Annotated in this window: 20 protein-coding genes; 9 read left to right on the forward strand and 11 right to left on the reverse strand. The window is 32.7% G+C overall.

Annotated elements, in window-relative coordinates; genetic code table 11:
- Position 1: 1 nt before the first annotated feature.
- Both mnmD and JOOMADRAFT_RS18180 read left to right on the forward strand, forming a co-directional pair.
- The gene (mnmD, locus tag JOOMADRAFT_RS18175; protein WP_008616023.1) at positions 2–679 is read left to right on the forward strand and encodes a tRNA (5-methylaminomethyl-2-thiouridine)(34)-methyltransferase MnmD; all 678 of its coding nucleotides are present in this window, start codon (positions 2–4) and stop codon (positions 677–679) included.
- Positions 680–787: 108 nt separating this feature from the next.
- Positions 788–1,723, forward strand: coding sequence for a TIGR01777 family oxidoreductase (locus tag JOOMADRAFT_RS18180; protein ID WP_008616024.1), 936 nt, complete (start codon positions 788–790; stop codon positions 1,721–1,723).
- A 24-nt stretch (positions 1,724–1,747) separates the two neighbouring features.
- Here JOOMADRAFT_RS18180 and JOOMADRAFT_RS18185 read toward each other — a convergent pair whose 3' ends face one another.
- Positions 1,748–2,416 carry a YceI family protein gene (locus JOOMADRAFT_RS18185; protein WP_008616025.1) on the reverse strand — a complete coding sequence of 223 codons (669 nt, stop codon included), beginning with the start codon at positions 2,414–2,416 and terminating at the stop codon, positions 1,748–1,750.
- Between the two features lie 218 nt (positions 2,417–2,634).
- Between JOOMADRAFT_RS18185 and JOOMADRAFT_RS18190 the strand changes: the two genes are divergently transcribed.
- From JOOMADRAFT_RS18190 to JOOMADRAFT_RS18215, 6 genes are all read left to right on the forward strand, one after another.
- Positions 2,635–3,186 (forward strand): nucleotide exchange factor GrpE, encoded by a 552-nt coding sequence (locus tag JOOMADRAFT_RS18190; RefSeq protein WP_008616026.1) that lies wholly within the window; start codon positions 2,635–2,637, stop codon positions 3,184–3,186.
- 100 nt (positions 3,187–3,286) lie between these two features.
- Positions 3,287–4,420 carry a molecular chaperone DnaJ gene (dnaJ, locus tag JOOMADRAFT_RS18195; protein WP_008616027.1) on the forward strand — a complete coding sequence of 378 codons (1,134 nt, stop codon included), beginning with the start codon at positions 3,287–3,289 and terminating at the stop codon, positions 4,418–4,420.
- Positions 4,421–4,617: 197 nt separating this feature from the next.
- Positions 4,618–5,544, forward strand: a complete 927-nt coding sequence (locus JOOMADRAFT_RS18200; RefSeq protein WP_008616031.1) for an ABC transporter ATP-binding protein — start codon at positions 4,618–4,620, stop codon at positions 5,542–5,544.
- A complete protein-coding gene (locus JOOMADRAFT_RS18205; protein WP_008616034.1) occupies positions 5,545–6,882 on the forward strand; it encodes an ABC transporter permease in 1,338 nt (445 codons plus the stop codon).
- Positions 6,883–6,925: 43 nt separating this feature from the next.
- Positions 6,926–7,774: a mechanosensitive ion channel family protein gene (locus JOOMADRAFT_RS18210; protein WP_008616035.1), complete on the forward strand. Its 849-nt coding sequence runs from the start codon at positions 6,926–6,928 to the stop codon at positions 7,772–7,774.
- A 356-nt stretch (positions 7,775–8,130) separates the two neighbouring features.
- Positions 8,131–9,294, forward strand: a complete 1,164-nt coding sequence (locus JOOMADRAFT_RS18215; RefSeq protein WP_008616036.1) for a sigma-54-dependent transcriptional regulator — start codon at positions 8,131–8,133, stop codon at positions 9,292–9,294.
- Between the two features lie 79 nt (positions 9,295–9,373).
- On the opposite strand, the gene JOOMADRAFT_RS18220 is transcribed toward JOOMADRAFT_RS18215, so the two are convergent.
- The 10 genes from JOOMADRAFT_RS18220 to JOOMADRAFT_RS18260 form a co-directional block, all read right to left on the reverse strand.
- Positions 9,374–10,603, reverse strand: a complete 1,230-nt coding sequence (locus tag JOOMADRAFT_RS18220) for an efflux RND transporter periplasmic adaptor subunit (protein WP_008616037.1) — start codon at positions 10,601–10,603, stop codon at positions 9,374–9,376.
- A 355-nt stretch (positions 10,604–10,958) separates the two neighbouring features.
- On the reverse strand, positions 10,959–13,463 hold the full coding sequence (locus JOOMADRAFT_RS18225) for a heavy metal translocating P-type ATPase (RefSeq protein WP_008616038.1): 2,505 nt from the start codon (positions 13,461–13,463) through the stop codon (positions 10,959–10,961).
- 70 nt (positions 13,464–13,533) lie between these two features.
- On the reverse strand, positions 13,534–14,091 hold the full coding sequence (locus tag JOOMADRAFT_RS18230; RefSeq protein WP_008616039.1) for a helix-turn-helix domain-containing protein: 558 nt from the start codon (positions 14,089–14,091) through the stop codon (positions 13,534–13,536).
- 204 nt (positions 14,092–14,295) lie between these two features.
- Entirely contained in the window at positions 14,296–15,597 is a 1,302-nt protein-coding gene (locus tag JOOMADRAFT_RS18235) for a metal-dependent hydrolase family protein (RefSeq protein ID WP_008616040.1), read from the reverse strand.
- Between the two features lie 53 nt (positions 15,598–15,650).
- The gene (locus JOOMADRAFT_RS18240) at positions 15,651–16,529 is read right to left on the reverse strand and encodes an IS982 family transposase (protein WP_008610872.1); all 879 of its coding nucleotides are present in this window, start codon (positions 16,527–16,529) and stop codon (positions 15,651–15,653) included.
- Positions 16,530–16,921: 392 nt separating this feature from the next.
- Positions 16,922–17,428, reverse strand: a complete 507-nt coding sequence (locus JOOMADRAFT_RS18245; RefSeq protein WP_008616041.1) for a DUF3347 domain-containing protein — start codon at positions 17,426–17,428, stop codon at positions 16,922–16,924.
- Positions 17,429–17,438: 10 nt separating this feature from the next.
- A complete protein-coding gene (locus JOOMADRAFT_RS18250) occupies positions 17,439–18,665 on the reverse strand; it encodes a TolC family protein (RefSeq protein ID WP_008616050.1) in 1,227 nt (408 codons plus the stop codon).
- A 275-nt stretch (positions 18,666–18,940) separates the two neighbouring features.
- Complete coding sequence (locus JOOMADRAFT_RS20635) at positions 18,941–22,099, reverse strand: efflux RND transporter permease subunit (protein WP_394359007.1); 3,159 nt, start codon at positions 22,097–22,099, stop codon at positions 18,941–18,943.
- A 46-nt stretch (positions 22,100–22,145) separates the two neighbouring features.
- On the reverse strand, positions 22,146–22,628 hold the full coding sequence (locus tag JOOMADRAFT_RS20780) for an efflux RND transporter permease subunit (protein WP_394359005.1): 483 nt from the start codon (positions 22,626–22,628) through the stop codon (positions 22,146–22,148).
- Positions 22,629–22,729: 101 nt separating this feature from the next.
- Positions 22,730–23,143, reverse strand: coding sequence for an HYC_CC_PP family protein (locus JOOMADRAFT_RS18260; protein WP_008616052.1), 414 nt, complete (start codon positions 23,141–23,143; stop codon positions 22,730–22,732).
- Between the two features lie 120 nt (positions 23,144–23,263).
- On the opposite strand from JOOMADRAFT_RS18260, the gene JOOMADRAFT_RS20245 reads away from it, so the two are divergent.
- A complete protein-coding gene (locus tag JOOMADRAFT_RS20245; protein WP_008616053.1) occupies positions 23,264–23,572 on the forward strand; it encodes a DUF6660 family protein in 309 nt (102 codons plus the stop codon).
- Positions 23,573–23,600: the final 28 nt, after the last annotated feature.

Genomic DNA, 23,600 nt, shown 5'->3' on the forward strand with positions numbered 1-23,600 from the left:
TTTGAAGAGAGAAATAATACAAACTTCAGATGGTTCTTCTACAATTTATATTAAAGATTTAGATGAGCATTACCATTCTAAACATGGAGCTATTCAAGAGGCCTACCATGTGTTTCTTAAGAGTGGTTTTTTTCCTTTTCTGAAAAATAATAAAATAGAGGAGCTTTCTATTTTGGAAATTGGATTTGGAACTGGTTTGAATGCTTTTATAACCTTTATTGAAGCAGAGAATTTGGAGGTGAAAGTTAAGTATGATGGTGTAGAAGCCTATCCTGTTTCTATGGAAGAGGTAAAGTTGCTAAATTATGTAGAAGAGTTAAAAGTTTTAGATAAGCAAAGTATTTTCTTGAAGATGCATGAATCTGAGTGGGAGACTTATCAATTTATTTCTGAAAATTTTCAGCTTAAAAAAAGAAAACAGTTTTTTGATGAGATTGAAAATATAAACACTTTTAATCTGATTTATTTTGATGCTTTTGGGGCTAGAGTCCAACCAGAACTCTGGGAAGTTTCTATCTTTCAGAAAATGTACAATGCTTTAAAGGCTAATGGGGTGTTGGTAACTTATGCAGCTAAAGGCAGTGTAAGAAGAGCCATGCAAGAAGTGGGGTTTGAAGTAGAAAGATTGCCAGGACCTCCAGGAAAGCGAGAAATGTTAAGAGCTGTTAAAAAAGGATAGGAATTTTCTTCAATAACGTTAAATACTTGTAATTAGATTGTTAAAGCTAAATTAATGCTTCTCATTAAGAGAAATTAAATCCCTATTTTTAGACAATAAAATTTAATTATGAAGATTTTAATTGCAGGAGCTACTGGTTTGATTGGGGAGGAGATTGTGAGAATATGTCACAACAGGAATTATACTGTACATTATTTATCTACAAGTAAAGAAAAAATTGAAGATCAAAATAACTACAAAGGTTTTTATTGGAATCCAGCTAAAGGAAAAATAGACTTAGCATGTTTTAAAGATGTTGATGCTGTTATAAATTTATCTGGTGTAAGTATTTCCAAACGCTGGAATAAAATAAATAAGAAGAAAATTCTTAACAGTCGCGTAAAGTCTCTTCAATTACTAGATGATTCCATTTCAAAAGTAAACCATTCTATACAATCTTTTGTATCTGCTTCCGCAATTGGAATTTATCCTAATTCCTACACAAATTATTATTTGGAGGACAATACAGGGGTAGATAACTCTTTTCTTGGTCATGTTGTAGAAAAATGGGAAAGTGAAGCTGATAAATTAAAAAAGCATGAGTTTTCTGTAGCAAAAATAAGGACTGGTTTGGTATTATCTTCTCACGGAGGAGCGTTGCCTAAAATGGCAAAACCAATTCGTTATTATGGCGGTACAGTTTTTGGCAATGGGGAGCAGTGGCAAAGTTGGGTACATATTACCGACATAGCAAAAATATACTTGCATGTAATAGAAAATCAGTTAGAAGGAGTTTTTAATGGGGTAGCACCAAACCCTGTAACGAATAATAAATTAACACATGAAATAGCAGACGTTTATAGAAAACCTATTATTTTACCAAATATCCCTATGGGGGTTATGAAATTTATTTTAGGTGATATGGCGTACCTTTTATATGCTAGTCAGCGTGTGAGTTCTAAAAAAATAGAGGCTTCTGGATACAATTTTTCGTATTCTAACATCTCTTTAGCATTAAAAGATGTTTTAAACGAAAAAAGCCAATTCCATGAAGAATTGGCCTAAATAATTATTAAAATTTGTAGTGAATTAAGCTTTATTTGCTTTTACTGTTACAGTTAATTCAATCTCATCATTTACAAATTTGTCTCCTAAATTATCAAAAACAGATTTAGAACCGTAATTTACATTCCATTCTGTTCTGTCAATAGTAAACGTTTCACTAGTTACTGTTACAGAATCTCCATTTTCAGTAACACTTATAGGGAAAGAGATGTTCTTTTTAGTTCCTTTAATTGCTAAATTTCCTTGTAGGTAAGTTTTACCTTCTTTAGTTTCAGTTCCAGTTACTTCAAAATAAGCAGTTGGATGTTCTTTTGTGTTAAAGAAATGATCTTCTTTTCCTTCAACAGTTCCTTTTAAATGCGCTTCTAAATTTGCTTTTTGGTCGCCTTCAAGGTCTGTTACGGTAATAGAGTTCATGTCGATTAAAAAGTTTCCACTGTCTACTTTTCCATCTTTTAAAGAAACAACTCCAGATTCAATTGCAATTGTACCAGTGTGCTCTCCTGTTGGTTTAGCACCTTTCCAGTTAATTGTACTTTCTGCAGGAACCGCTTTATACTTAACGGCAGCAGCAGTTACTTCTTTAGCAGCTTCTGCTTCTCCTGTAGTAGTTTCGTTCTTTTTTTCATTTTTACATGCAGTAAAAACTGTTAAACATGCAATCAATGAAAGCGATAAAATATTCTTTTTCATTTTGATTAATTTTTAGTGATTAGTGCTCAAAAATAGTAATAGCGATTTACATCTCTATTAAAATTATAATAATTTTTTTTGGTGACATTTTGACATTTTAAAATAAATGGCAATACTTTTGCCTCCCTATAGGAACTTAAAAGAAACAACGCAATACGATTCTTAATTGAACGTGCAAAATATAAATGACAGGTTTATTGTCATAAAAAATGAAATTTATGTCAAAGAAAGAGGAAGAAATAAATAAAGAGTTTGCTGCTGAAGAGAATACAGCGGTTGAGCAAGAAGTAGAGCAAACCACGGAAGCGGTTGAAGAAATAAGTGAAGAGGAGAAGTTAAGAGAAGAATTAGCTTCTGAAAAAGATAAGTTTTTAAGACTTTTTGCTGAATTTGAAAATTATAAAAGAAGAACTTCCAAAGAGCGTGTGGAGCTTTTTAAAACGGCAGGGCAAGATATTATGGTTTCTATGCTTCCTGTTTTAGATGATTTTGATCGTGCTTTAAATGAAATTTCTAAAACCGAGGATAAAGAACTTCTAAAAGGAGTAGAACTTATTAGTAATAAGCTTAGAAATACTTTAAATGCTAAAGGTTTAGAGCAAGTAGAAACAAAAACTGGAGATGTTTTTAATGCAGATTTGCATGAAGCTATTACACAAATTCCTGCACCTACAGACGACTTAAAAGGAAAATTGGTTGATGTAATAGAAAAAGGATACAAACTTGGAGATAAAGTAATTCGTCATCCAAAAGTTATTGTAGGGCAATAGAAAAGACGTTTTGTCATAAAATTTTTTGACTTTCAATTGAATAGAACTTTTATAAAATATTTATATAAATCGAAAGGAAAAGCCTTTCTAAGATAGTTACATGAAGGAAGATTATTACGAAATATTAGGAATAGATAAAAGTGCATCGGCTGCAGAAATAAAAAAAGCATATCGTAAGAAAGCTATACAACATCACCCTGACAAAAATCCTGGGGATACGAAAGCTGAGGAGATGTTTAAAAAAGCTGCAGAAGCGTATGAAGTTTTAAGCGATCCAAATAAGAAACAGCGTTACGACCAATATGGGCATGCTGCTTTTGATGGAGCTGGAGGCTTTGGTGGCGGTAGCGGACATATGAATATGGACGATATCTTTAGTCAGTTCGGAGATATATTCGGAGGAGCCTTTGGCGGTGGCGGCGGATTCAGCGGTTTTGGTGGATTTGGCGGCGGCGGACGAGCTAGAGTTAAAGGCTCTAATCTCCGTATTCGTGTAAAGCTTACATTGGAAGAAATTGCCAATGGAGTGGAGAAGAAAGTAAAAGTAAGAAGAAAAATACAAGCTGACGATGTAACCTATAAAACATGTCCTACCTGTAATGGTACTGGACAAATGATGCGAGTTACCAATACTATCTTAGGTAGAATGCAAACTGCTACAACTTGTAATTCTTGTGGTGGAGCTGGGGAGGTTATAGACAAACGTTCTTCAGAAGCAGACGGACAAGGACTTGTAGTTAAAGAAGAAACGGTTTCTATTAAAATTCCTGCTGGAGTAGTGGAAGGAATGCAGCTTAAAGTTACTGGTAAAGGAAATGAAGCTCCAGGAAGTAATGGAATTTCAGGAGATTTATTGGTGGCTATTGAGGAGCAAGAACACAATACATTAAAAAGAGAAGGAGATAATCTTCACTTTGATTTATATGTAAGTATTGCAGAAGCTGTTTTAGGAACTTCAAAAGAAATAGATACCGTAACCGGAAAGGTTCGGATTAAATTGGAAGAAGGAATTCAATCTGGAAAAATTCTTCGCCTTAAAGGAAAAGGAATTCCAAGTATTAATGGGTACGGACAAGGAGACCTTTTAGTACATATTAATGTTTGGACTCCAAAAACATTGAATAAAGAACAACGCGATTTCTTCGAAAGAATGGTAGGAGATGATAATTTTTCTCCAAATCCAGAGAAGAACGATAAATCGTTTTTTGAAAAAGTAAAAGATATGTTTTCATAATTTAACTTTTGTGTTATACAAAAAAATATATCTTTGTAATAACACTGGTTCTAACCTAGTGTTAATTTTTTCTTTTTCATAGCAATTTTTTCCCATCCTTGATTTTTTTTAAGGGTGGGTTTTTATTTTTTATAAATAGAGGTATTATCTTTTATAGTACTTTATTAACCAATATATTTGAAAAAATCAATTTGAATATGGCGAATTTGTTAGTCGCTCAGAATGTTTCCAAAAGTTTTGGAGATTATACGGCACTAAATAATGTTTCTTTGGAAATTCCAGAAGGAACTATTTTCGGACTCCTAGGGCCAAACGGAGCTGGTAAAACTACTTTTATACGTATTATTAATCAAATTACATATCCAGATACTGGAAAAGTAATCTTTAATGGTGAAGATTTAAAATCGGAACACGTTCAAATGATTGGTTACTTACCAGAAGAACGCGGACTTTACAAAAGTATGAAAGTGGGAGAGCAAGCTTTATATTTAGCTCAATTGAAAGGCATGAGTAAAAGTGAAGCTCAAAAGAAACTAAAATATTGGTTCGAACGTCTAGAAATTGGCGACTGGTGGAATAAAAAAGTGCAGGAGCTTTCTAAAGGAATGGCACAAAAAATCCAATTTGTAGTTACCGTTCTTCATGAGCCTAAACTCTTAATTTTTGATGAGCCTTTTAGTGGATTTGATCCTATAAATGCTAATTTGATTAAAGATGAAATCCTTCGCCTAAAAGAAAATGGTTCTACAGTTATTTTTTCTACACACCGAATGGAGTCTGTAGAGGAGCTGTGCGATCATATTGCGTTGATTAATAAGTCCAATAAAATATTAGACGGGAAACTTATCGACATAAAAAGAGATTTTAGAAATGGTACGTACGAAGTGGGAATAGAAACAGCTAATCCAGATGTTTTAAAAAAGGAATTGGCGACTAAGTTTACTGTAACAAAAGCTCAATTTCGCTCTTTAGGAGACGAGTTAAAACTTAGAATTCAACTTCAAGAAGGTCATACTGCAAACGACCTCTTAATGTATCTTACTACTCAAGGATTGGTAACCCATTTTGTGGAGGTAATTCCTACAGCTAATGAAATTTTTATTGAAACGGTAAAACGTAATTAAATGGACAAATTATTACTTATAATAAAGCGTGAATATATGGCCAAAGTTAGGAACAAATCTTTTATTGTTCTTACAGTTTTGAGTCCTATTATAATTGTAGCCATGATTGCTTTGGTTGTTTATTTAGCTAAAGTTAATAGTGAAGAGAAAAGAATTGTAGCGGTTCTCGATGAAAGTCCGTTTTTTAGTCACCAATTTACAGAAGGAACCGAAGCTTCTTATATAGATTTCTCCAATATCTCTTTAGAAAAAGCTATTGATTCTGTTCATGCTGCAGGATATTATGGATTGATACATATTCCAGAGGGAGATAAAATTGATATAGTTGCTGATAAAATTCAGTTTTATACAAAAGAATCGCCAAGTATGGATATTCTAGGGAGTATAGAAGGAAAAATAGAACATAAAGTTAGAGAGTTTAAATTACAAGCATTGCATATTTCTCCTGAAGTGATGAATGAATTGGAGAGTAATTACGAAATGAGAATTGTAAACTTTAGTGGAGAGAAAAATGTAAAGGGTATTAGTGAATTAAAAGCCTTTATTGGTGGAGGATTTGGGTATTTAATAATGATGTTTATTATTATTTACGGAGCTTTTGTAATGCGAAGCGTTATTGAAGAAAAAACCACTAGAATTATAGAAGTTATTATCTCCTCTGTACGTCCGTTTCAATTAATGTTGGGTAAAATATTAGGAACTTCTTTAGCTGGAATTACTCAATTTGTTATATGGATAATTTCTGCGGGACTATTAACATACGGAGTTTTGTCGGTTATGGGGATTGAAGTAGATGCCTTTCATAATCAAGCAAATATTTCTCCCGAAGCTATGGAGACTTTTAATACAACTGCTTCTCAAGATACAATTCAATTATATGTAAATGAATTGGTTAAAATTCCATGGGGAACATTAATTATATGTTTTTTGCTATATTTCTCTTTAGGCTATTTAATTTACAGTTCTATTTATGCAGCTATTGGAGCAGCAGTAGATAATGAAACAGATACACAGCAGTTTATGTTTCCTGTAATTACACCACTAATGTTAGGTATTTATGTTGGATTTTTCTCTGTATTTGAGAATCCACATGGGCCAATTGCAGTGGCATTTTCCTTATTTCCGCTTACCTCACCAATTGTTATGATGATGCGTTTACCAAGTGGAGTAGGAGGTGCTGGAGTTCCTTGGTGGCAACTTATAACATCGATTATATTTTTGATTATGACTTTTTTATTCATAGTGTGGATAGCAGCAAAAATATATAGAGTAGGGATTTTAATGTACGGAAAGAAGCCTAGCTATAAAGAAATTTACAAATGGTTAAAATATAAATAGATAATATTCTATATTGCAATTTATTATTTAAAACAAATTGCAAATGAGAGAATTTATTGAAAATTTAATAAATGGTTTAAAGTCTTTTTTTACTTATCCCTTATACAAAGGAGAGAAAGCTTTTATAACCATAGGGACATTATTAGTTATTATTTTTAGCTGTGTTTTAGCATATTATATTCTAAAACTTATTAGAAGGTTTGTTACCGCAAAACTTCCTTTGGAAGATAAACGAAAGTTTGTAAGTGTTTTTAAGTTTGCTAATTATATAGTTTACATTTTAGTTATTATAGCAGTAATGAGTACTTCTGGTATTGATTTAACTGTTTTATTAACGGCCTCTGCAGCTTTATTTGTAGGTTTAGGGTTTGCCCTTCAGTATTTATTTCAGGATATAATTTCTGGGATTCTTATTATTTTAGACCAATCACTTCATATAGGCGATGTTATAGAAATTAATGGAAAAGTAGGAAAGGTAATAGATATCAGACTCCGAACCACTAGAGCTATAACTCGCGATGATAAAATTGTTATTATTCCAAACCATATTTTTTTAGTTCAAGTGGTTTATAACTATACTCAAAATCATAAAATAACAAGAGAGACTGTTACGGTTGGGGTAGCTTATGGAAGCGATACAAAACTTGTAGAAAAGTTGCTTTTAAAAAGCGCTGATGAACAAAAAGGAGTTTTAAAAAATCCAAAACCAAATGTTATTTTTAAAGACTTTGGAGATTCTTCTTTAGTTTTTGACCTTAACCTCTTTTTAAACGATAGTTTTTCTGAACCACGTATTAAAAGTGAAGTACGTTTTAGAATTGATAGTTTATTTAGAGAAAATAGTATTAGTATTCCATTCCCACAAAGAGATATCCATATTATTAATAAATAATGTCCGAGTAAAAATATAAGACCGCTTCGCTAAAAAAAGAGTAAAGATTAAATTTTAACTACCATAAAATAAGTAGTTTAAAGAAAAAACATTACTAAAACCCTCTTTTTATTTATTTTTATTAATAGCAAGGGGTCTATTTTTGAAAACATCATTTGAATCTTAATATAAGTGGAGTTCAATAATTATTAATAAATAAACAATATTATAATGCTTACATTTTTTTAATGCGCATTTATTGTTTTATTTTTATTCTGTAAGGTGTTGTATTTAAATGAATCTTTATTTAGTGTATAAATACCTTTTGAGTAAAAATATAAATGTTCTTCTTTGCTGAAGGATAAAAAAAACATAAAATGGCAAAAATTCTTGTTATTGAAGACGAAGCGGCTATCCGCCGAGTGCTTATAAAAATACTTTCTGAAGAAAATAAAGCATATGAACTTGAAGAAGCTAGCGATGGGTTAGAAGGTATTGAGTTGATTAAAAAAAATGAGTACGATTTAGTGCTTTGCGATATAAAAATGCCAAAAATGGATGGTGTTGAAGTATTGCAGGCGGGAAAAAAAATAAAACCAGAATTACCTTTTGTTATGATTTCTGGACATGGAGATATAGATACCGCTGTAAATACAATGAGAATGGGGGCTTATGATTATATCTCAAAACCACCAGATTTAAATCGCTTACTAAATACCGTTAGAAATGCCTTTGATAAGCAGCAATTGGTAGTAGAAAATAAATTGCTTAAAAAGAAAGTAGGAAAAAATTATGAAATGATTGGCGAGAGTAAGAACATCTCAATGATTAAAGAAATGATAGAGAAAGTGGCTCCTACAGATGCCCGTGTAATGATTACAGGTCCCAATGGAACAGGAAAAGAATTGGTTGCGCACTGGCTTCATCAAAAAAGCGAGCGTTCTAAAGGACCTATGGTAGAGGTAAATTGTGCTGCAATCCCTTCTGAACTTATAGAAAGTGAATTATTTGGACATATAAAGGGAGCGTTTACTTCTGCAGTTAAAGATAGAGCAGGAAAGTTTGAAGCAGCAAATGGAGGAACTATTTTTTTAGATGAAATAGGAGATATGAGTCTCTCAGCTCAAGCTAAAGTATTACGTGCTTTGCAAGAAAATAAGATATCTAGAGTAGGAAGCGATAAAGATATAAAAGTAGATGTAAGGGTAGTAGCAGCTACTAATAAAGATTTGAAAAAGGAGATTGAAGACGGAAAGTTTAGAGAAGATCTTTACCATCGTTTGGCAGTTATTTTAATAGATGTTCCGCCACTCAACGACCGTCGTGAGGATATCCCACTACTAATAGAACATTTTGCTAATAAAATAGCAACAGAGCAAGGAAATGCTCAAAAAGCATTTTCTAAAGACGCCATTAAACTACTCCAGGAGTATGATTGGACTGGAAATATTAGAGAGTTAAGAAATGTGGTAGAACGCTTAATTATTTTAGGAGGAAAAGAAGTTACAAAAGGAGATGTAGAACTTTTTGCAAGTAAATAATCTGCAAATAAAAATTTTAAAAAAGTCCAGTTACAATTTGTAGCTGGACTTTTTTTATGCTCAATAAAGTTATTAAAACTTATGGTTTCATCATGGAAGGTTTCCCTTGTAATTGTGCCGCTGCATCAACTGTAAAAGTTCCATTAGTAACAATTTCTTCTCCATTTTTTAGACCGCTTATAACGGTATAAGAGGTTCCATTATTTGCTCCAATTTCAATTTCTCGCATTTCAAAAATTGGAGTTTCTCCAGCTTGTTTTACATATACTACAGATCGTTTTCCTGTCCACATTACCGAAGTAGTAGGGATATTTAATTGGGAGCCGATAGTTTTGTCTGTATTTGCTATCTCGCCTTCTACAAACATTCCTGGTTTAAGTAGATTATCTTTATTATTTAATACAGTTCGAATTTCAACAGTACGAGTTTCTGTATTTAATATAGGATCTATATATGTTATGTTTTCTGTAAGGATTTTATTTGGATAAGAATTGGAGGTAATATTAATTTCTTGCCCTACTTTTAGTATCGGAATTTGTTTTTCATAAGCATCAAATACAGCCCAAACAGTTTGTAGATCGGCAGTTTGGAATATAGGTTTTCCATCCATCATATGTCCGCCTTCAGAAACATCTAAACTTGTTACAACCCCAGATATATGCGCATAGATTGTAAATCTTGATTTAGCTTTTCCAGAATTTATAATATCGTTGATTTCTTTTTCTGGAATCATCCAATTCATAAACTTATTCTTTACAGCTTCATATAACTTTGGTTGCGAGTTTTGCATTTTAGAAGCAGTAATTAGTTCTTGTTGAGCACTTACCAATTCTGGAGAATATACCACAGCAATAGGCTGCCCTTTTTGTACAGTTTCTCCTAACGACTTTATATAAAGTTTTTCAATCCTTCCGTTAAAGTGCGCCGATTGCGTATAAGTTTTATCTTCGTTAGGTTTGATTTTTCCTGAAAGTTTTACTACTGAATTCCCTACAGTTGAATTCCCTACAATACTTGTTTGAATGTTTGCCAATGCCATGGCATTTTCAGTCATTTTAAACTGATTAGTGTCTGTAGAATCATTCTCTCCTGATGCTGGAATTAGTTCCATCCCGCAAATGGGACAGTCGCCCGGTTCGTTTTTAAGTATCTGCGGATGCATGGAGCATGTCCATAACTCATCTGCAGTTGCGTGGGTATGTTTATTATCATCCTCAGAAGTTGATGTTGTTGAGCTTCCGAAGAAAAGATATCCTAATCCTAAGCCAACCAGCGCTGCAATTATGACGTATATATTATTTTTTTTCATATTAGTATAGATTCATTTTTTACTTTAAGGGTCAAAGGGTCAAAGGGTCAAAGGGTCAAAGGGTCAAAGGGTCAAAGGGTCAAAGTTATAAATTTGCTAATTTGAAAATGAGTAAATTAAAGTACATATTTCAAATCTTCAAATCTTTCAATCATTCAATCTTTTAATCTTCTAACTTCTTTCCTTTAACTCATTAACTTTTTACTTTTTCACTTTACAAACTTTACAAACTTTACAAACTTTACAATCATTCAATCATTCAATCATTCAATCTTTCAATCTTTCAATCTTTCAATCATTCAATCTTTACAATCTTCCAATCTTCCAATCTTCCAATCTTCCAATCTTCAGGCTCTCAACTAACATCAGCACTTCTTAGCCTTAAAGCATTTGCTATAACCGACACAGAACTAAAACTCACTGCTAAAGCGGCAATCATTGGAGATAACAATAAACCGAATACTGGAAATAAAACCCCAGCAGCAATTGGAATTCCAATGGTGTTGTAAATAAGAGCAAAAAATAAATTCTGACGTATGTTTTTCATGACTTTGTGGCTCAATATTCTTGCCTTTACAATTCCATGTAAATCGCCTTTTACAAGTGTTATGGAGGCACTCTCTATGGCAACATCGGTACCTGTTCCCATAGCAATTCCTACATTACTTTGTGCTAAGGCAGGGGCATCGTTTATACCATCTCCAGCCATCGCAACAATTTTTCCTTTGCTTTGTAAATGTTTTACCTCTTCCTGTTTGTTTTCTGGAAGCATTTGTGCTTTATAATCGGTTAAATTGAGTTCTTCTGCTACAGCTTTTGCGGTATTATTATTATCGCCAGTAAGCATAATTACTGCAATTCCACTTTTTTGAAGCTCTTGAATTGCTTTTTTACTAGTTTCTTTAATCTTATCGGCAATTACCACAAAACCAATTACTTTTTTATCAATGGCTAAATAAGAAACTGTTTTTCCTTGCTTTTGGTAGGTAGTTGCTTCATTTTTAACTTCTTCCGTTAGGGAGGTGTCAATACTTTCCATAAGTTTATTGTTTCCTAAACTTATTTTTTTACCATCTATAGTTGCTTCAACACCTTTTCCAGTAACAGCATTAAAATTATGAGCATTTTCAGGTTTTATACCTTTTTCTTTTCCGTATTTTAGGGTTGCTTCTGCTAATGTATGTTCACTATTATTGTTTACCGAGATGATATATTTTAAAGCCTCATCCTCTGTAGTTCCATCATCTAAAACAACTATTTTTTCTACTGTAGGTTTTCCTTCGGTAATAGTTCCAGTTTTATCAATAATTAAGGTGTCAACTTTTGCCATAGTCTCTAAGGCTTCAGCACTTTTAATCAATACCCCAGATTGCGCACCTTTACCTACTCCTACCATAACAGACATTGGAGTTGCTAAACCTAATGCACACGGACAAGCAATAATTAATACTGCAATAGCATTTATTAAAGCATAAACATACGCTGGTGCAGGTCCCAAAATGGCCCAAACAATGAAAGTAATGACAGCAATTCCAACTACAATGGGAACAAAATAAGAGGATATTTTGTCGGCTAATTTCTGAATAGGAGCTTTACTACGACTCGCATTATTAACCATGGTTATGATTTGAGAAAGCAAGGTTTCATTGCCAACTTTCTCGGCTTTCATCAAAAAGGATTGATTTCCATTAATGGTTCCGCTGTTAACCAAATCGCCTTCTGTTTTTGAAACAGGAATAGGTTCTCCTGTAATCATGGATTCATCAATACTTGTTTCTCCTTCTGTAATTATTCCATCAACTGGAATTTTATCTCCTGGTTTTACCCGTAAAACATCGTCTAAAACAATTTTATCAATAGCAATTTCCTCTTCCTTTCCATCTTTTACTCGAATTGCTTTATTGGGAGCTAACTTTAATAATTCTTTCACTGCAGAATTTGTTTTACTGTGCGCGCGAGCCTCCAATAATTGTCCGAATAATACTAAAGTTAAAATAACGGTGGCCGATTCAAAATAGACATGGACAATTCCACTTTCAGTTTTAAATTGTGGAGGAAAAAAATCTGGAAATAACAATCCAATAATACTAAACAACCAAGCTACTCCCGCTCCAATACCAATGAGTGTAAACATGTTTAAGTTCCATGTTTTTACAGATTTATAAGCGCGTTCAAAGAACATCCAAGTAGCCCAAAATACTACAGGAATAGAAAGTGCAAATTGGACCCAATTCCAATATTTAAGAGACATCATATTATATAGCGGATTGTTGGAGAGCATTTCCGACATTGCAATTAGAAAAATGGGAAGTGTAAATCCGAGTGCTATCCAAAATTTTCGTTTTAGAGATAGGTAGTTTTTCTCTTCTGAAGATAAATCGGGAGTTTTAGGAACTAAATCCATGCCACAAATAGGGCAGTCTCCTGGCTCATCTTTTTCAACCTCAGGATGCATAGGGCAGGTATAAGTAGTATTTTGTGAAGTATTTATACTTTGCTCTTCTACTAAATCCATCCCGCAAACAGGGCAGTCTCCTGGTTTATTGTAAGTTTTATCCCCTTCGCAATGCATCGGACAATAAAAAATACCCGTCCCTTGTCCTTTTTCTACCTTTTTTTGAGAATGAGAACTACAGCAGGATCTTTTTTCTTCTGTAGTAATGCTATAACTTCCACCATCTTTTTTAAGTGCCTCCTGAAACTCTTCAATAGGAATATGAGATTGCATTTCTATTTCTGCAGTTGCATTTTCTAAATCCACATATGCTCCATCAACTCCTTTTACAGAAGCTAATGTTTTTTCAACGTGGTTTTTACAACCATTGCAACTCATTCCTTGTATGTTATATGTATGTTTCATTTTAAACCATTTTTATGATATAAAATTAAGCTTAACTTAAAAAAGCACTTATTATAATTATGGGAGATATTTATATTATTTGGTCAAAAGGCTTTCTTTCCCAGTTTTTTATATTTTTATAGTCGCTCATAGACATTCCAGTTATTGTTTTAAATTGCTGTGCTAAATGGCTACTGTTTTTATAACCTAAACTGTAAGCAATTTCCGAGAAGTTAAGGTTTCCCATTTGTATGAATTCCTTGGCTTTTTCAACTTTTAGATTGATAAAATATTTTTCAATAGTAATACCTTCTTTTTTACTGAATAATTTACTCAAACTAGAATATTCCCTTCCAATTTTTTGGGTTAAATAAGAAGATAAACTTTCATCATTAGATTTATCTAAGAGTAAGATCAATGCTATTTTTATCTCTTCAAGAATGAGTTCATTATCGTCTAAAATAACTTCAAATCCATTGGTATCTACAATTTTTTTAATGGTAGAAAGACTTATTTCTGAGTTTATTTTGAAGGTTACTTTCCCCAATTCTACATTGATAATTTCAACACCAATAGCTTCCAGCTCTTGTTTAAGAACGGTTTTGCATCGGTTACATACCATGTTTTTTATGTGAATGGTTTTTGTCATTTCAAAATATTATAGATTTTTAATCCTTCATAGAGGGTTTAATTATTCATTTAGACTCACGACTATGGCAAGTGCGGGATTTTAAAAATACTTTCCTTTTCGTATAGCAATTAGTTTATTTTTATGTAATTACTATTTTTTAGCACGGTAGTTTGTATTTGATATAGTTGATGTTTGCATAGTTTTTTCACTTCAAATTACATCTTAATCAGTTGTATTTTCATAAATCTTCCCATCTTTCATTATAAATTCAACATTTTCTATTGTAGAAATAAAATCATTAATAATGTCTCCTTTTACAGCTATAATATCCGCATTAGCTTGAGGATTTATATAGCCAATGTCATTCTCTTTATTTAAATGAAAAGCAGAAATGTATGTACTAGATTGTAATATATCTAATGGTTTCATTCCAGCTTCGAAATAATACCGAAACATATCAGTAGACGATTCTCCTCTAGATACTTTTATATCTGTATAATTATCAGACCCTGCTACTATTGGGACTCCCTTATCAATAGCCTTTTTTAGCCTATCCTTCATTTTGTTTAGATACGTATCAATCCACTCAGTTTCATTCGCATTATAACCAGCAAGTTTAACATAAGTATTCATATAATCTTTACTGTTTTCTGTTGGCACCATATAAACTTGTTTTTCTGCCATTTTAGTTAATGTGCTATCAGCTAGATTGAACCCATGCTCAATACCATCAACACCCGCCTCGACTGCATTCCACGCAGATTGGTTTGTAACACAATGAGCTGTTACCTTTAAATTATATGAGTGTGCTGTTTGAACAATAGCTTTTATTTCATCTGTTGTTAAAAATGTTTTATTTGGAAGATTATCGGCACATATTTTAATTAAATCAACATTTTGATTCACATGTTCACGGACAGCATTTCTTGCATCTACAGGACTAGATATTATTCGATATTCTAAATCGATTATATTTTGGTGTTCAGGTAGTACATTATAAATTTGTCCACCATTTGCGGCCAAAATAGGTCCAGTAGCAAAAATACGTGGGCCTTCAACTGTTCCTTCGTTAATGGCATCACGAAGGGCTACGTCAAGATATAATCCTGAATTTCCTAAATCTTTAATACTCGTTATTCCTTGGTCTAAATAGCTTCTAGCTCTTTTAGAACCCCGAAGTACTCTTAACGCATCACTTTCCATAGTTAGAGATTGTATGCTATGTTCTGAAAAATCTTCGTTGGCATCTTGAGAAAAAAGGACATGTGTATGTGCATCAATTAACCCCGGAAGAACAGTATACCCAGTTAAATCAATGGCTTGGCTATTTTTAGGTAAAGATTCAAATTCACTGACTGATATAATTTTTGTTCCTCGAATATGTATAAGCTTGTTCTTTACCAACTTATTTTCTTTACTATCATATAATAAGCCAGCCTTGATGTAAATACTATTTTCCTGCCCTATTAATTGCTCTTCTGAGGAAATAAGAATTATAATTAATAAAATAAGATTTCTAAACATGCGTTTGTATTTTTTGAATGTATGCAACAAGAAAGTTAAGACCCGTTGTGCATTTAGGCAATATTGATTTTTAGGTTATTGATATTTCTGTTGAATTCAAATATGTTTATATATTGAATGACCGTCATAGCCGTAATCTTAGATAATATTCTGTTTTTGAATCCCTCAAAAGATTTAGCATAATTCCTTCGAATCATAAATTGGTCGCAAAGTTGAGAAAACAATGTTTCAATACGCTTTCTGGATTTCTTAAAAACGTACGGCTGCTCCCTATAGTTATGCTGGTTTGTTCTCATAGGGGTTTCAAGTCTAATATTATGATATTCAAATAAATTCAATTGATATTCAGCCGACAAATACCCTTTATCACCAAGTAATATGCAATCACTTAATTGATGCTTTATATCCTTTAAATAATTAATATCGTGCACAGAGGCTGGACTAATATCCATACTTTCGATAACACCCTGAGCAGAACAGACAGCATGTAATTTATATCCATAATAATGGCTTGATTGACTTGCACAATATCCTTTTTCGGGCAGACTGTAGTTTTGTTCTTTACATATCTTACTTCTAGCGCTTCTTGATAATTTACAGACCTCTAACGGCATACTGTCAACAATATAACAATGCTCAGATTTATTCAACTTTCTCACTAATGCCTTGCGAAGTGATTCTCTAAAAGAAAACAACTTACGCTTTCTTCTATTGTAGACACTGCGCTCTATTTTGCTGGATAGACCAGCAGGTAACATTCGAAAAAGCTGGCATTCACTATCAACACTCATATATTCTGATGTTAAATCAATAGCTATAAGCTCTTTATCTCTTAATTTAGGTTTACGGATTTGATGTAAATAATCCATTTTACAATCCAATTCTTTTAAAACCTTGAGGATTTTGTCGTAATTTGCTTGAAAGTTGTGCATATAAATTATAGTGTGGTTACTACAATTTACTGCATTTTAGCAGTTTGCACAACTTTTTCTAAATGCACAACGGGTAAAGTTAAGTTATTTTTTTAACTACCTCGTGTGTTTATTCCGAGGTAGTTAATTGTATTTTAAAAAAAGCTTACGCTCTAAATAAATTATTTTATCATTAATGTCCGATTAAAAATACAAGACTGCTTCGCTGTAAGAGAAAAGAACAAAGACTAAATCTTAACTATTACAAAGTGAGTAGTTTAAAAAAATAATATTAATAAACTCCTCTTTTTATTCATTTTTCTTAATAGCAAGGGGGCTATTTTAAAACCTCTATTAACCCTTGATATATGTGGAATGCAATAAACGCTGTCTGCTTTTATCGGACAACAATATTATTTAATCACTTCTTTAACAGTACCACATTTCAGCATTTTTTCTCCAAAATATGGATTGCTAACAGCTTCTTCTTTTGAAAACCAATAGCCCCCTGCATTATTAAAAGCCATTGGGCAGTATTGTTTATATATTTCTCCATTTTCAAGATTCGATTCTATAAACGGTTGAATGGCATTAGTAAGCTCAGAAAATGCTTGACGTTGCTCTTCAAGATTTTCACTTACAGCAATTTTTTTACTGAGATTTGAAATATCTATATAATTATTGCTGATGGTTTCCGAGAGCATTTTACCTCCTTTTTTAGCCTCACTTACATTGCCATTAGTAAGTGCCGTTTTGATGTGGGTATAATGTTGAAAAGCTTTGTCTGCTAAATCATTTTTAAAAGCAATAGCAACTGTCTTTGTTTCAGACGATTTAGAATTGGAATCTTTACATGAAATAACAAATATTCCAATAGCTACTAAAATTCCGATTTGTGGTATAATTCTCATTTTTTTCATGATATAATATTTAATTGTTTGTAATATAATTAATTAGTGCGCTTTGCAAATAGTAGTTTTTAATGGCTTCTATTTCATTGAGTTGAATGTTAAGTTGTAATTCTAAAATATCTAATAAATCATTAAAATTTATGGTTTCAGTTTCATAATTCTTTATCAGAATTTCTTCAGCATTTACTGCTTGTTCCATATTTTTTTGCTGTGTTTCATAGCTAATTCTAGCATTAGTTCTGTTTTTTGAAGCTATTTCTAAATACGTAGTAAGCTGGTTTATTTTTAATGCTTTTTGCATTTCAATTTCTTCTTGTTGTAATTTGTTCTGAAGGGTTTTAGAACGAATACTCTTATTAAAGATAGGAACAGAAATGGAAACCATAGGCATAAAAATATCTTTTCCATTATCGAGAACATCCATATCTGTACGTTCAGAAACATTAATGTAATCCAGTCCAATTCCTAAATTAGGACCATTACTTTTTTGGTTGAGTAGCTCTGCTTGGGTGACCGAATTATACAAAGCGTCATATTTTAAGAGCTCTGGATGAAGTTGTAGATTATCTATTTCTATTTCTTCTGTCTGCGTTGGAATTTCCAAGGCGGAGATTACCGCCACATTATTTTCTTTATCCTGATTTAGAAGTAAGTTGAAGGCTACTAATTCCCCTAAATATTCCTGCTCAAAAACTCTTCTCTTTTCATCTAATTCATTTTCCCGAATTTGTAGCTGCAATACTTTTACTGCAGAAGTTTTTCCTACTTCAACTCCTGTTAAAGCAATTTGTTCGTAATGTTTTAATAAGTCTATTTGTTCTTTTAAAACCTCTTGCTTGGCTTGTAATGCATATAATTTATAATAAGATTCTGTTACAGTTAGCATTAATTTTCGTTTAGCAATAGTAATTTCAGTATACGAAGCATCTGCTAGAGAACTACTATAATTTTCTCGAGCAGTAATTGTTCCAAACCAAGGGAGCATTTGCTTTACCGATAATTTAAAGCGTTGAGGGCCTGTTCTTGTTTCTGGTTCACTTACAAAATAGCCTGCGCCAAATTCTGTATTTGCAAGTGTAACCGATTCATTAGTTTTTTCCTCAGCAATCTGATGTTTTAACTCAAAAGATTGAATTTCAGGATTGTTTTTTAAAGCCACTTCGATATAATCGTTTAGACTTTGCGCATAACTTACACTTGTTATAACAAGCAATCCAATTGTTATGATGTATTTTATATGTATCATTAGTAACTTGTTGTAGTTAAAAAAGTTAAAAGTGAAATAGTTAAAAACGTTAAACTGTTTTGTATGTTTTTCATGCTCAATAACTTTTAAAATTCTTAATTCTTAATTCTTAATTCTTAATTCTTAATTCTTAATTCTTAATTCTTAATTCTTAATTCTTAATTCTTAATTCTTAATTCTTAATTCTTAATTCTTAATTCTTAATTCTTAATTCTTAATTCTTAATTCTTAATTCTTGATTCTTAATTCTTGATTCTTGATTCAAAATTCATAGTTTATAATTCTTTTTCCTTTTTCCATCCAAATAAAACAGGCACAACAAATAGCGTAATTAATGCAATGAGCATGCCTCCAAAACTAGGAATAGCCATAGGAATCATAATATCGCTTCCTCTTCCAGACGAAGTTAAAACAGGTAGCAATGCCAAAAGGGTAGTAGCGGTAGTCATTAAACAAGGTCGAATACGTTTTTCTCCTGCTTGAATAACAGCACTTCTAACTTCTTTTACTGTTGTTGGTTGTTCTCGTTTAAAAGTTTGTGTTAAATAGGTGGCCATAACTACCCCATCGTCGGTTGCAATGCCAAACAGCGCTATGAATCCAACCCAAACGGCTACGCTTAAATTTATAGGATGCATTTGAAAGAGCTCTCTAAGGTTTTCTCCAAAGAAAGAAAAGTTCATAAACCACGACTGCCCATAGAGCCAAATTAGTATGAAACCACCGCCAAAAGCTACTGCAATTCCGCTAAAAACCATAAAAGATGTAGTAGCCGATTTAAACTGAAAATATAAAATTAAAAAGATGATGATTAAAACTAATGGAACAACAAAAGATAAAGTTTTCTCAGCTCTAAGCTGGTTTTCATAAGTTCCTGTAAATTTATAGCTAATCCCTTCTGGTACTTTTAACTCGCCCGATTCAATATGTTTTAAAATGCTTTGTTGCGCATTTTCAACTACATTAACTTCAGCAAAATTTTCCATTTTATCAAATAAAACATAGCCAACTAAAAAGGAATCTTCGCTTTTAATTACTTGCGGTCCTCTTTCAAATCTAATGCTTGCCAATTCGTTTAATGGAACAGGGTTTTCATTTGCTACTGGAACATATATTTTTTCTAAATCGGCTGTACTAGCTCGCAATTCTCTTGGGTAACGTACGCGGATATTATACCGCGCTCTACCTTCCACGGTTTTACTTAACACTTTTCCACCAATAGCTACCTCAAGAATTTCTTGTACTTTTTCAATAGAAATACCATATCTGACCAGCTTTTCTCTATCAATATCTATTAATAAATATGGTTTTCCAATAATTCTATCTGCAAATACAGCTTCTTTTTTAACACCTTTAGTATTTTTTAAAATCTCTTCTAGCTGTACTCCAAATGCTTCTATGGTTTTTAAATCATTTCCTTTTACTTTTATCCCCATTGGTGCTCGCATTCCTGTTTGTAACATAACTAAACGCGTTTCTATGGGTTGTAATTTTGGTGCAGAAGTAATCCCTGGAAGCTTTGTAGCTTCTACAATTTCAGTCCAAATATCGTCTGGAGAATTGATATGGTGACGCCAATTTCTAAAATATGCTCCTTCATCATCAACAATTAAATTGTCTGAAGTTATATTTAATTTTTCTGATGAATGGTTTCCATCTTTTGTAAATTTTCCATTTTTAAGCTCAAATAAACCTTCACTATTTACTTTAAAACGTTGAGGCTTTCCGCTCTCGTTCAATATATATTCTGATTTATACTGAATAATATTTTCGTACATGGAAAGTGGAGCAGGATCAATAGCAGAGTTTGTTCGTCCTGCCTTTCCAACTACTGTTTCGATTTCTGGAATATTTGCAACAGCCATATCGAGCTGTTGTAACACTCGTTTATTTTCTTCAACGCCAGCATGAGGAAGGGAAGTTGGCATTAGTAAGAAGGTTCCTTCATTTAAGGAAGGCATAAACTCTTTTCCAGTATTCAGCATGATACTAACTCCTAATACAATTATTAAGGTAGGAAGGGAAAGAAAAAGAATTCTATTTTCCATTGCCCAAGTAAGAATTCGAGTATAATAGTTACTGAAAATTTTGAAAACTCCTAGTAGTCCAAAACAAATTAAGGCTACAAAAACAAAGTTTAAAATCCAATTTTCTTGAAACCCTAAGGGTCGCCAATAAGAGGCCAAAAGAGCTGTGATAGTGAATATGATAATTCCCAGTTGCCACCATTTGGTATGTTCTTTTTTAACTTTTTCTTTGATGGTTAGAATAGATAGGATACCAAAAGCAACAAGTGCTAGTCCAATAAAATATCCATAGAAAATAGCAACCCCTCCTATTAAAATACTGAAGATATGAATTAGGAAAGAACTCTTCTTTTTCCAAGCTCTTTTTTTGAATAAAATAGCAGCAAAAGGTGGAATTAAAAACAGCGCTACAACAATAGAAGCGGCTAATGCCATAGTCTTTGTAAACGCTAGTGGGCGAAATAATTTTCCTTCAGCGCCTACCATAGTAAACACAGGGATAAAACTAATTATAGTAGTAAGAACTGCTGTTATAATAGCGCCAGAGACTTCTGTAGTTGCATTGTAAACAATGGTGTTTATGGATTTTTTTCCTTCGGAAGTTTCCAAATGTTGAATAATATTTTCAGATAAAATAACCCCTACATCGACCATCGTTCCAATGGCAATGGCAATTCCAGAAAGCGCTACAATATTAGCATCTACATGAAAGAGTTTCATTGCAACAAAAACCATAAGTACGGCAACTGGAAGCAATCCAGAAATTAGGATAGAAGCTCGTAAATTAAACACCATCATAACAATAACCAGTACGGTAACCAATATTTCTAGTGTTAGCGCTTCGTCTAGTGTGTTTAGCGTTTCTTTTATAAGTGTACTCCGGTCGTAAAACGGAACAATTGTAAGTTTTGAGACAGTACCATCTTTAAGGGTTTTTGTGGGAAGCCCTACACTTATTTCTTTTATTTTTTCTTTGACATTTGTTATAACTTCCATTGGGTTAGCTCCATGTCGAGCTACTACAACACCCCCAACAACTTCAGCGCCTTCTTTATCTAGAATACCTCTTCGAGCTTCAGGTCCGAGAAAGACTTTGGCTACATCTTTTACCTTTATAGAAGTGTAATCTTTTGCGGTAATAACAGCATTTTCAATATCTGAAATAGATTTTACATACCCCAATCCACGTACCAAATACTCAGCTTTATTAATTTCTAAAGTCTGTGCGCCAATTTCTCGATTGCTATTTTTTACTGCATTTACAATTTGTGATAAATTAATATTGTATTGTCGCATCAATTCTGGATTGATGTCGATTTGATATTCTTGTACAAATCCACCGATAGAAGCTACCTCAGAAACCCCACTAGCGCTAGAAAGTCCGAATTTGATATAATAATCTTGGATACTTCGGAGTTCATTTAAGTCCCAGCCTCCAGTAACATTTCCGTTCTCATCTCTTCCTTCTAAGGTATACCAAAAAAACCTGCCCTAGCCCTGTAGCATCTGGTCCTAATGATGGATTGACATCACTCGGGAGTAAATTATTGGGGAGAGAATTGAGTTTTTCTATAATCCTACTACGACTCCAATAGAAATCTACATTCTCTTCAAAAATGATGTAAATATTAGAGAGTCCAAACATAGAGGAACTTCTAATGGTTTTTACTCCTGGAACTCCTAAAAGGGCAGAAGTAAGCGGATACGTAATTTGGTCTTCAATATCTTGTGGAGACCTTCCATTCCATTCGGTGGATACAATTTGCTGATTTTCACCAATATCTGGAATGGCATCTACTGCCACAGGATCATTCGGGATAAAACCAGTATTCCAACTAAAAGGTGCATTTATAACGCCCCATCCTACAATAAAGGCAAGTAATAAAACTGCAACTAGCTTGTTTTCGATTAAAAATTTGATGCTTTTATGTAGCATTATAAACAGAATTTAAACAATTAATGAGTTTGAGATATAATAAAACAGCAGCTTACAAGCATTTGCTTATAGCCGTTTCTACAACACAATTGTTTAAAAAATCAAATTAAGAAAGTACTGTTCTCCAGTTGTATTTCGGAGACCAGCAGGGGAGAGGTATAGTTTTTAAAAGGAACAATGTTTTCTTCTAAACCTTCAAAAACATTGAAAAAAGTATACACATACGAAACCAATAATGCCTGTTGATGGAAAGAGATTTTTTCAAATGAAGATTTAAGTTCTTTTTGTCCTTCAATCACAATATGCTCATCGGTACAACAGTGGCTTTTCATTATATCTTCCGAAGAAGAAGTGCTTTTTTGCATTTCCATCCCACAATCTTTAGCGGGCTTTATTAATGCAATATCAACAAGTTCACTTCCGCAGTAATGCATATCTATAGTGAACGACATGGTTGATAAAAGCACAACCATAGCCATTAAAAAAGTAGCAATATTTTGTAATACGGATTTCATACAAGCGCAAAATTAAGAAAAAAATAGATATGATATTTTGAGTTAACTTAATTTTAATGCTATTTTTGTATCAAACCTTGTTATTATTCTAATAAACTGAATACTAGTATAACATACATTTTGAAGATATTTTTAACCATATTGTCTGTTTATTTTCTCTCACTAAATTTAGTGAGTTGCAGTGATGATGCGGTAAATACAAACGATGTGTCTGTTACAGAAGTAGCTACATCACATACAGATGGTGGATTGGAAATTGATTTTTGCTCTCCGTTTTGCCAATGTAATTGTTGTCATGTTCATGTTACTCCTTCCTCTTTAGTAGGTTATACTATTATTTCACCGGAAATATCTTCAGAAGTAAATCTTCATACAAAACATATTGAAGATCAGTTTCAAAACTCCATTTTGCAACCCCCTCGGGTATAGTATACTTTTTTTATTGGTATTGATTTTT

This window comes from Galbibacter orientalis DSM 19592, assembly GCF_000260115.1.
Taxonomy (GTDB): domain Bacteria; phylum Bacteroidota; class Bacteroidia; order Flavobacteriales; family Flavobacteriaceae; genus Galbibacter; species Galbibacter orientalis.

Excerpts from the sequence above, each read along its gene's own strand:
- JOOMADRAFT_RS18180 (WP_008616024.1), top strand. The coding sequence starts at position 788 with ATGAAGATTTTAATTGCAGGAGCTACTGGTTTGATTGGGGAGGAGATT.
- JOOMADRAFT_RS18185 (WP_008616025.1), bottom strand. The coding sequence starts at position 2,416 with ATGAAAAAGAATATTTTATCGCTTTCATTGATTGCATGTTTAACAGTT.
- JOOMADRAFT_RS18190 (WP_008616026.1), top strand. The coding sequence starts at position 2,635 with ATGTCAAAGAAAGAGGAAGAAATAAATAAAGAGTTTGCTGCTGAAGAG.
- dnaJ (WP_008616027.1), top strand. The coding sequence starts at position 3,287 with ATGAAGGAAGATTATTACGAAATATTAGGAATAGATAAAAGTGCATCG.
- JOOMADRAFT_RS18200 (WP_008616031.1), top strand. The coding sequence starts at position 4,618 with ATGGCGAATTTGTTAGTCGCTCAGAATGTTTCCAAAAGTTTTGGAGAT.
- JOOMADRAFT_RS18205 (WP_008616034.1), top strand. The coding sequence starts at position 5,545 with ATGGACAAATTATTACTTATAATAAAGCGTGAATATATGGCCAAAGTT.
- JOOMADRAFT_RS18210 (WP_008616035.1), top strand. The coding sequence starts at position 6,926 with ATGAGAGAATTTATTGAAAATTTAATAAATGGTTTAAAGTCTTTTTTT.
- JOOMADRAFT_RS18215 (WP_008616036.1), top strand. The coding sequence starts at position 8,131 with ATGGCAAAAATTCTTGTTATTGAAGACGAAGCGGCTATCCGCCGAGTG.
- JOOMADRAFT_RS18220 (WP_008616037.1), bottom strand. The coding sequence starts at position 10,603 with ATGAAAAAAAATAATATATACGTCATAATTGCAGCGCTGGTTGGCTTA.
- JOOMADRAFT_RS18225 (WP_008616038.1), bottom strand. The coding sequence starts at position 13,463 with ATGAAACATACATATAACATACAAGGAATGAGTTGCAATGGTTGTAAA.
- JOOMADRAFT_RS18230 (WP_008616039.1), bottom strand. The coding sequence starts at position 14,091 with ATGACAAAAACCATTCACATAAAAAACATGGTATGTAACCGATGCAAA.
- JOOMADRAFT_RS18235 (WP_008616040.1), bottom strand. The coding sequence starts at position 15,597 with ATGTTTAGAAATCTTATTTTATTAATTATAATTCTTATTTCCTCAGAA.
- JOOMADRAFT_RS18240 (WP_008610872.1), bottom strand. The coding sequence starts at position 16,529 with ATGCACAACTTTCAAGCAAATTACGACAAAATCCTCAAGGTTTTAAAA.
- JOOMADRAFT_RS18245 (WP_008616041.1), bottom strand. The coding sequence starts at position 17,428 with ATGAAAAAAATGAGAATTATACCACAAATCGGAATTTTAGTAGCTATT.
- JOOMADRAFT_RS18250 (WP_008616050.1), bottom strand. The coding sequence starts at position 18,665 with ATGATACATATAAAATACATCATAACAATTGGATTGCTTGTTATAACA.
- JOOMADRAFT_RS20780 (WP_394359005.1), bottom strand. The coding sequence starts at position 22,628 with ATGCTACATAAAAGCATCAAATTTTTAATCGAAAACAAGCTAGTTGCA.
- JOOMADRAFT_RS18260 (WP_008616052.1), bottom strand. The coding sequence starts at position 23,143 with ATGAAATCCGTATTACAAAATATTGCTACTTTTTTAATGGCTATGGTT.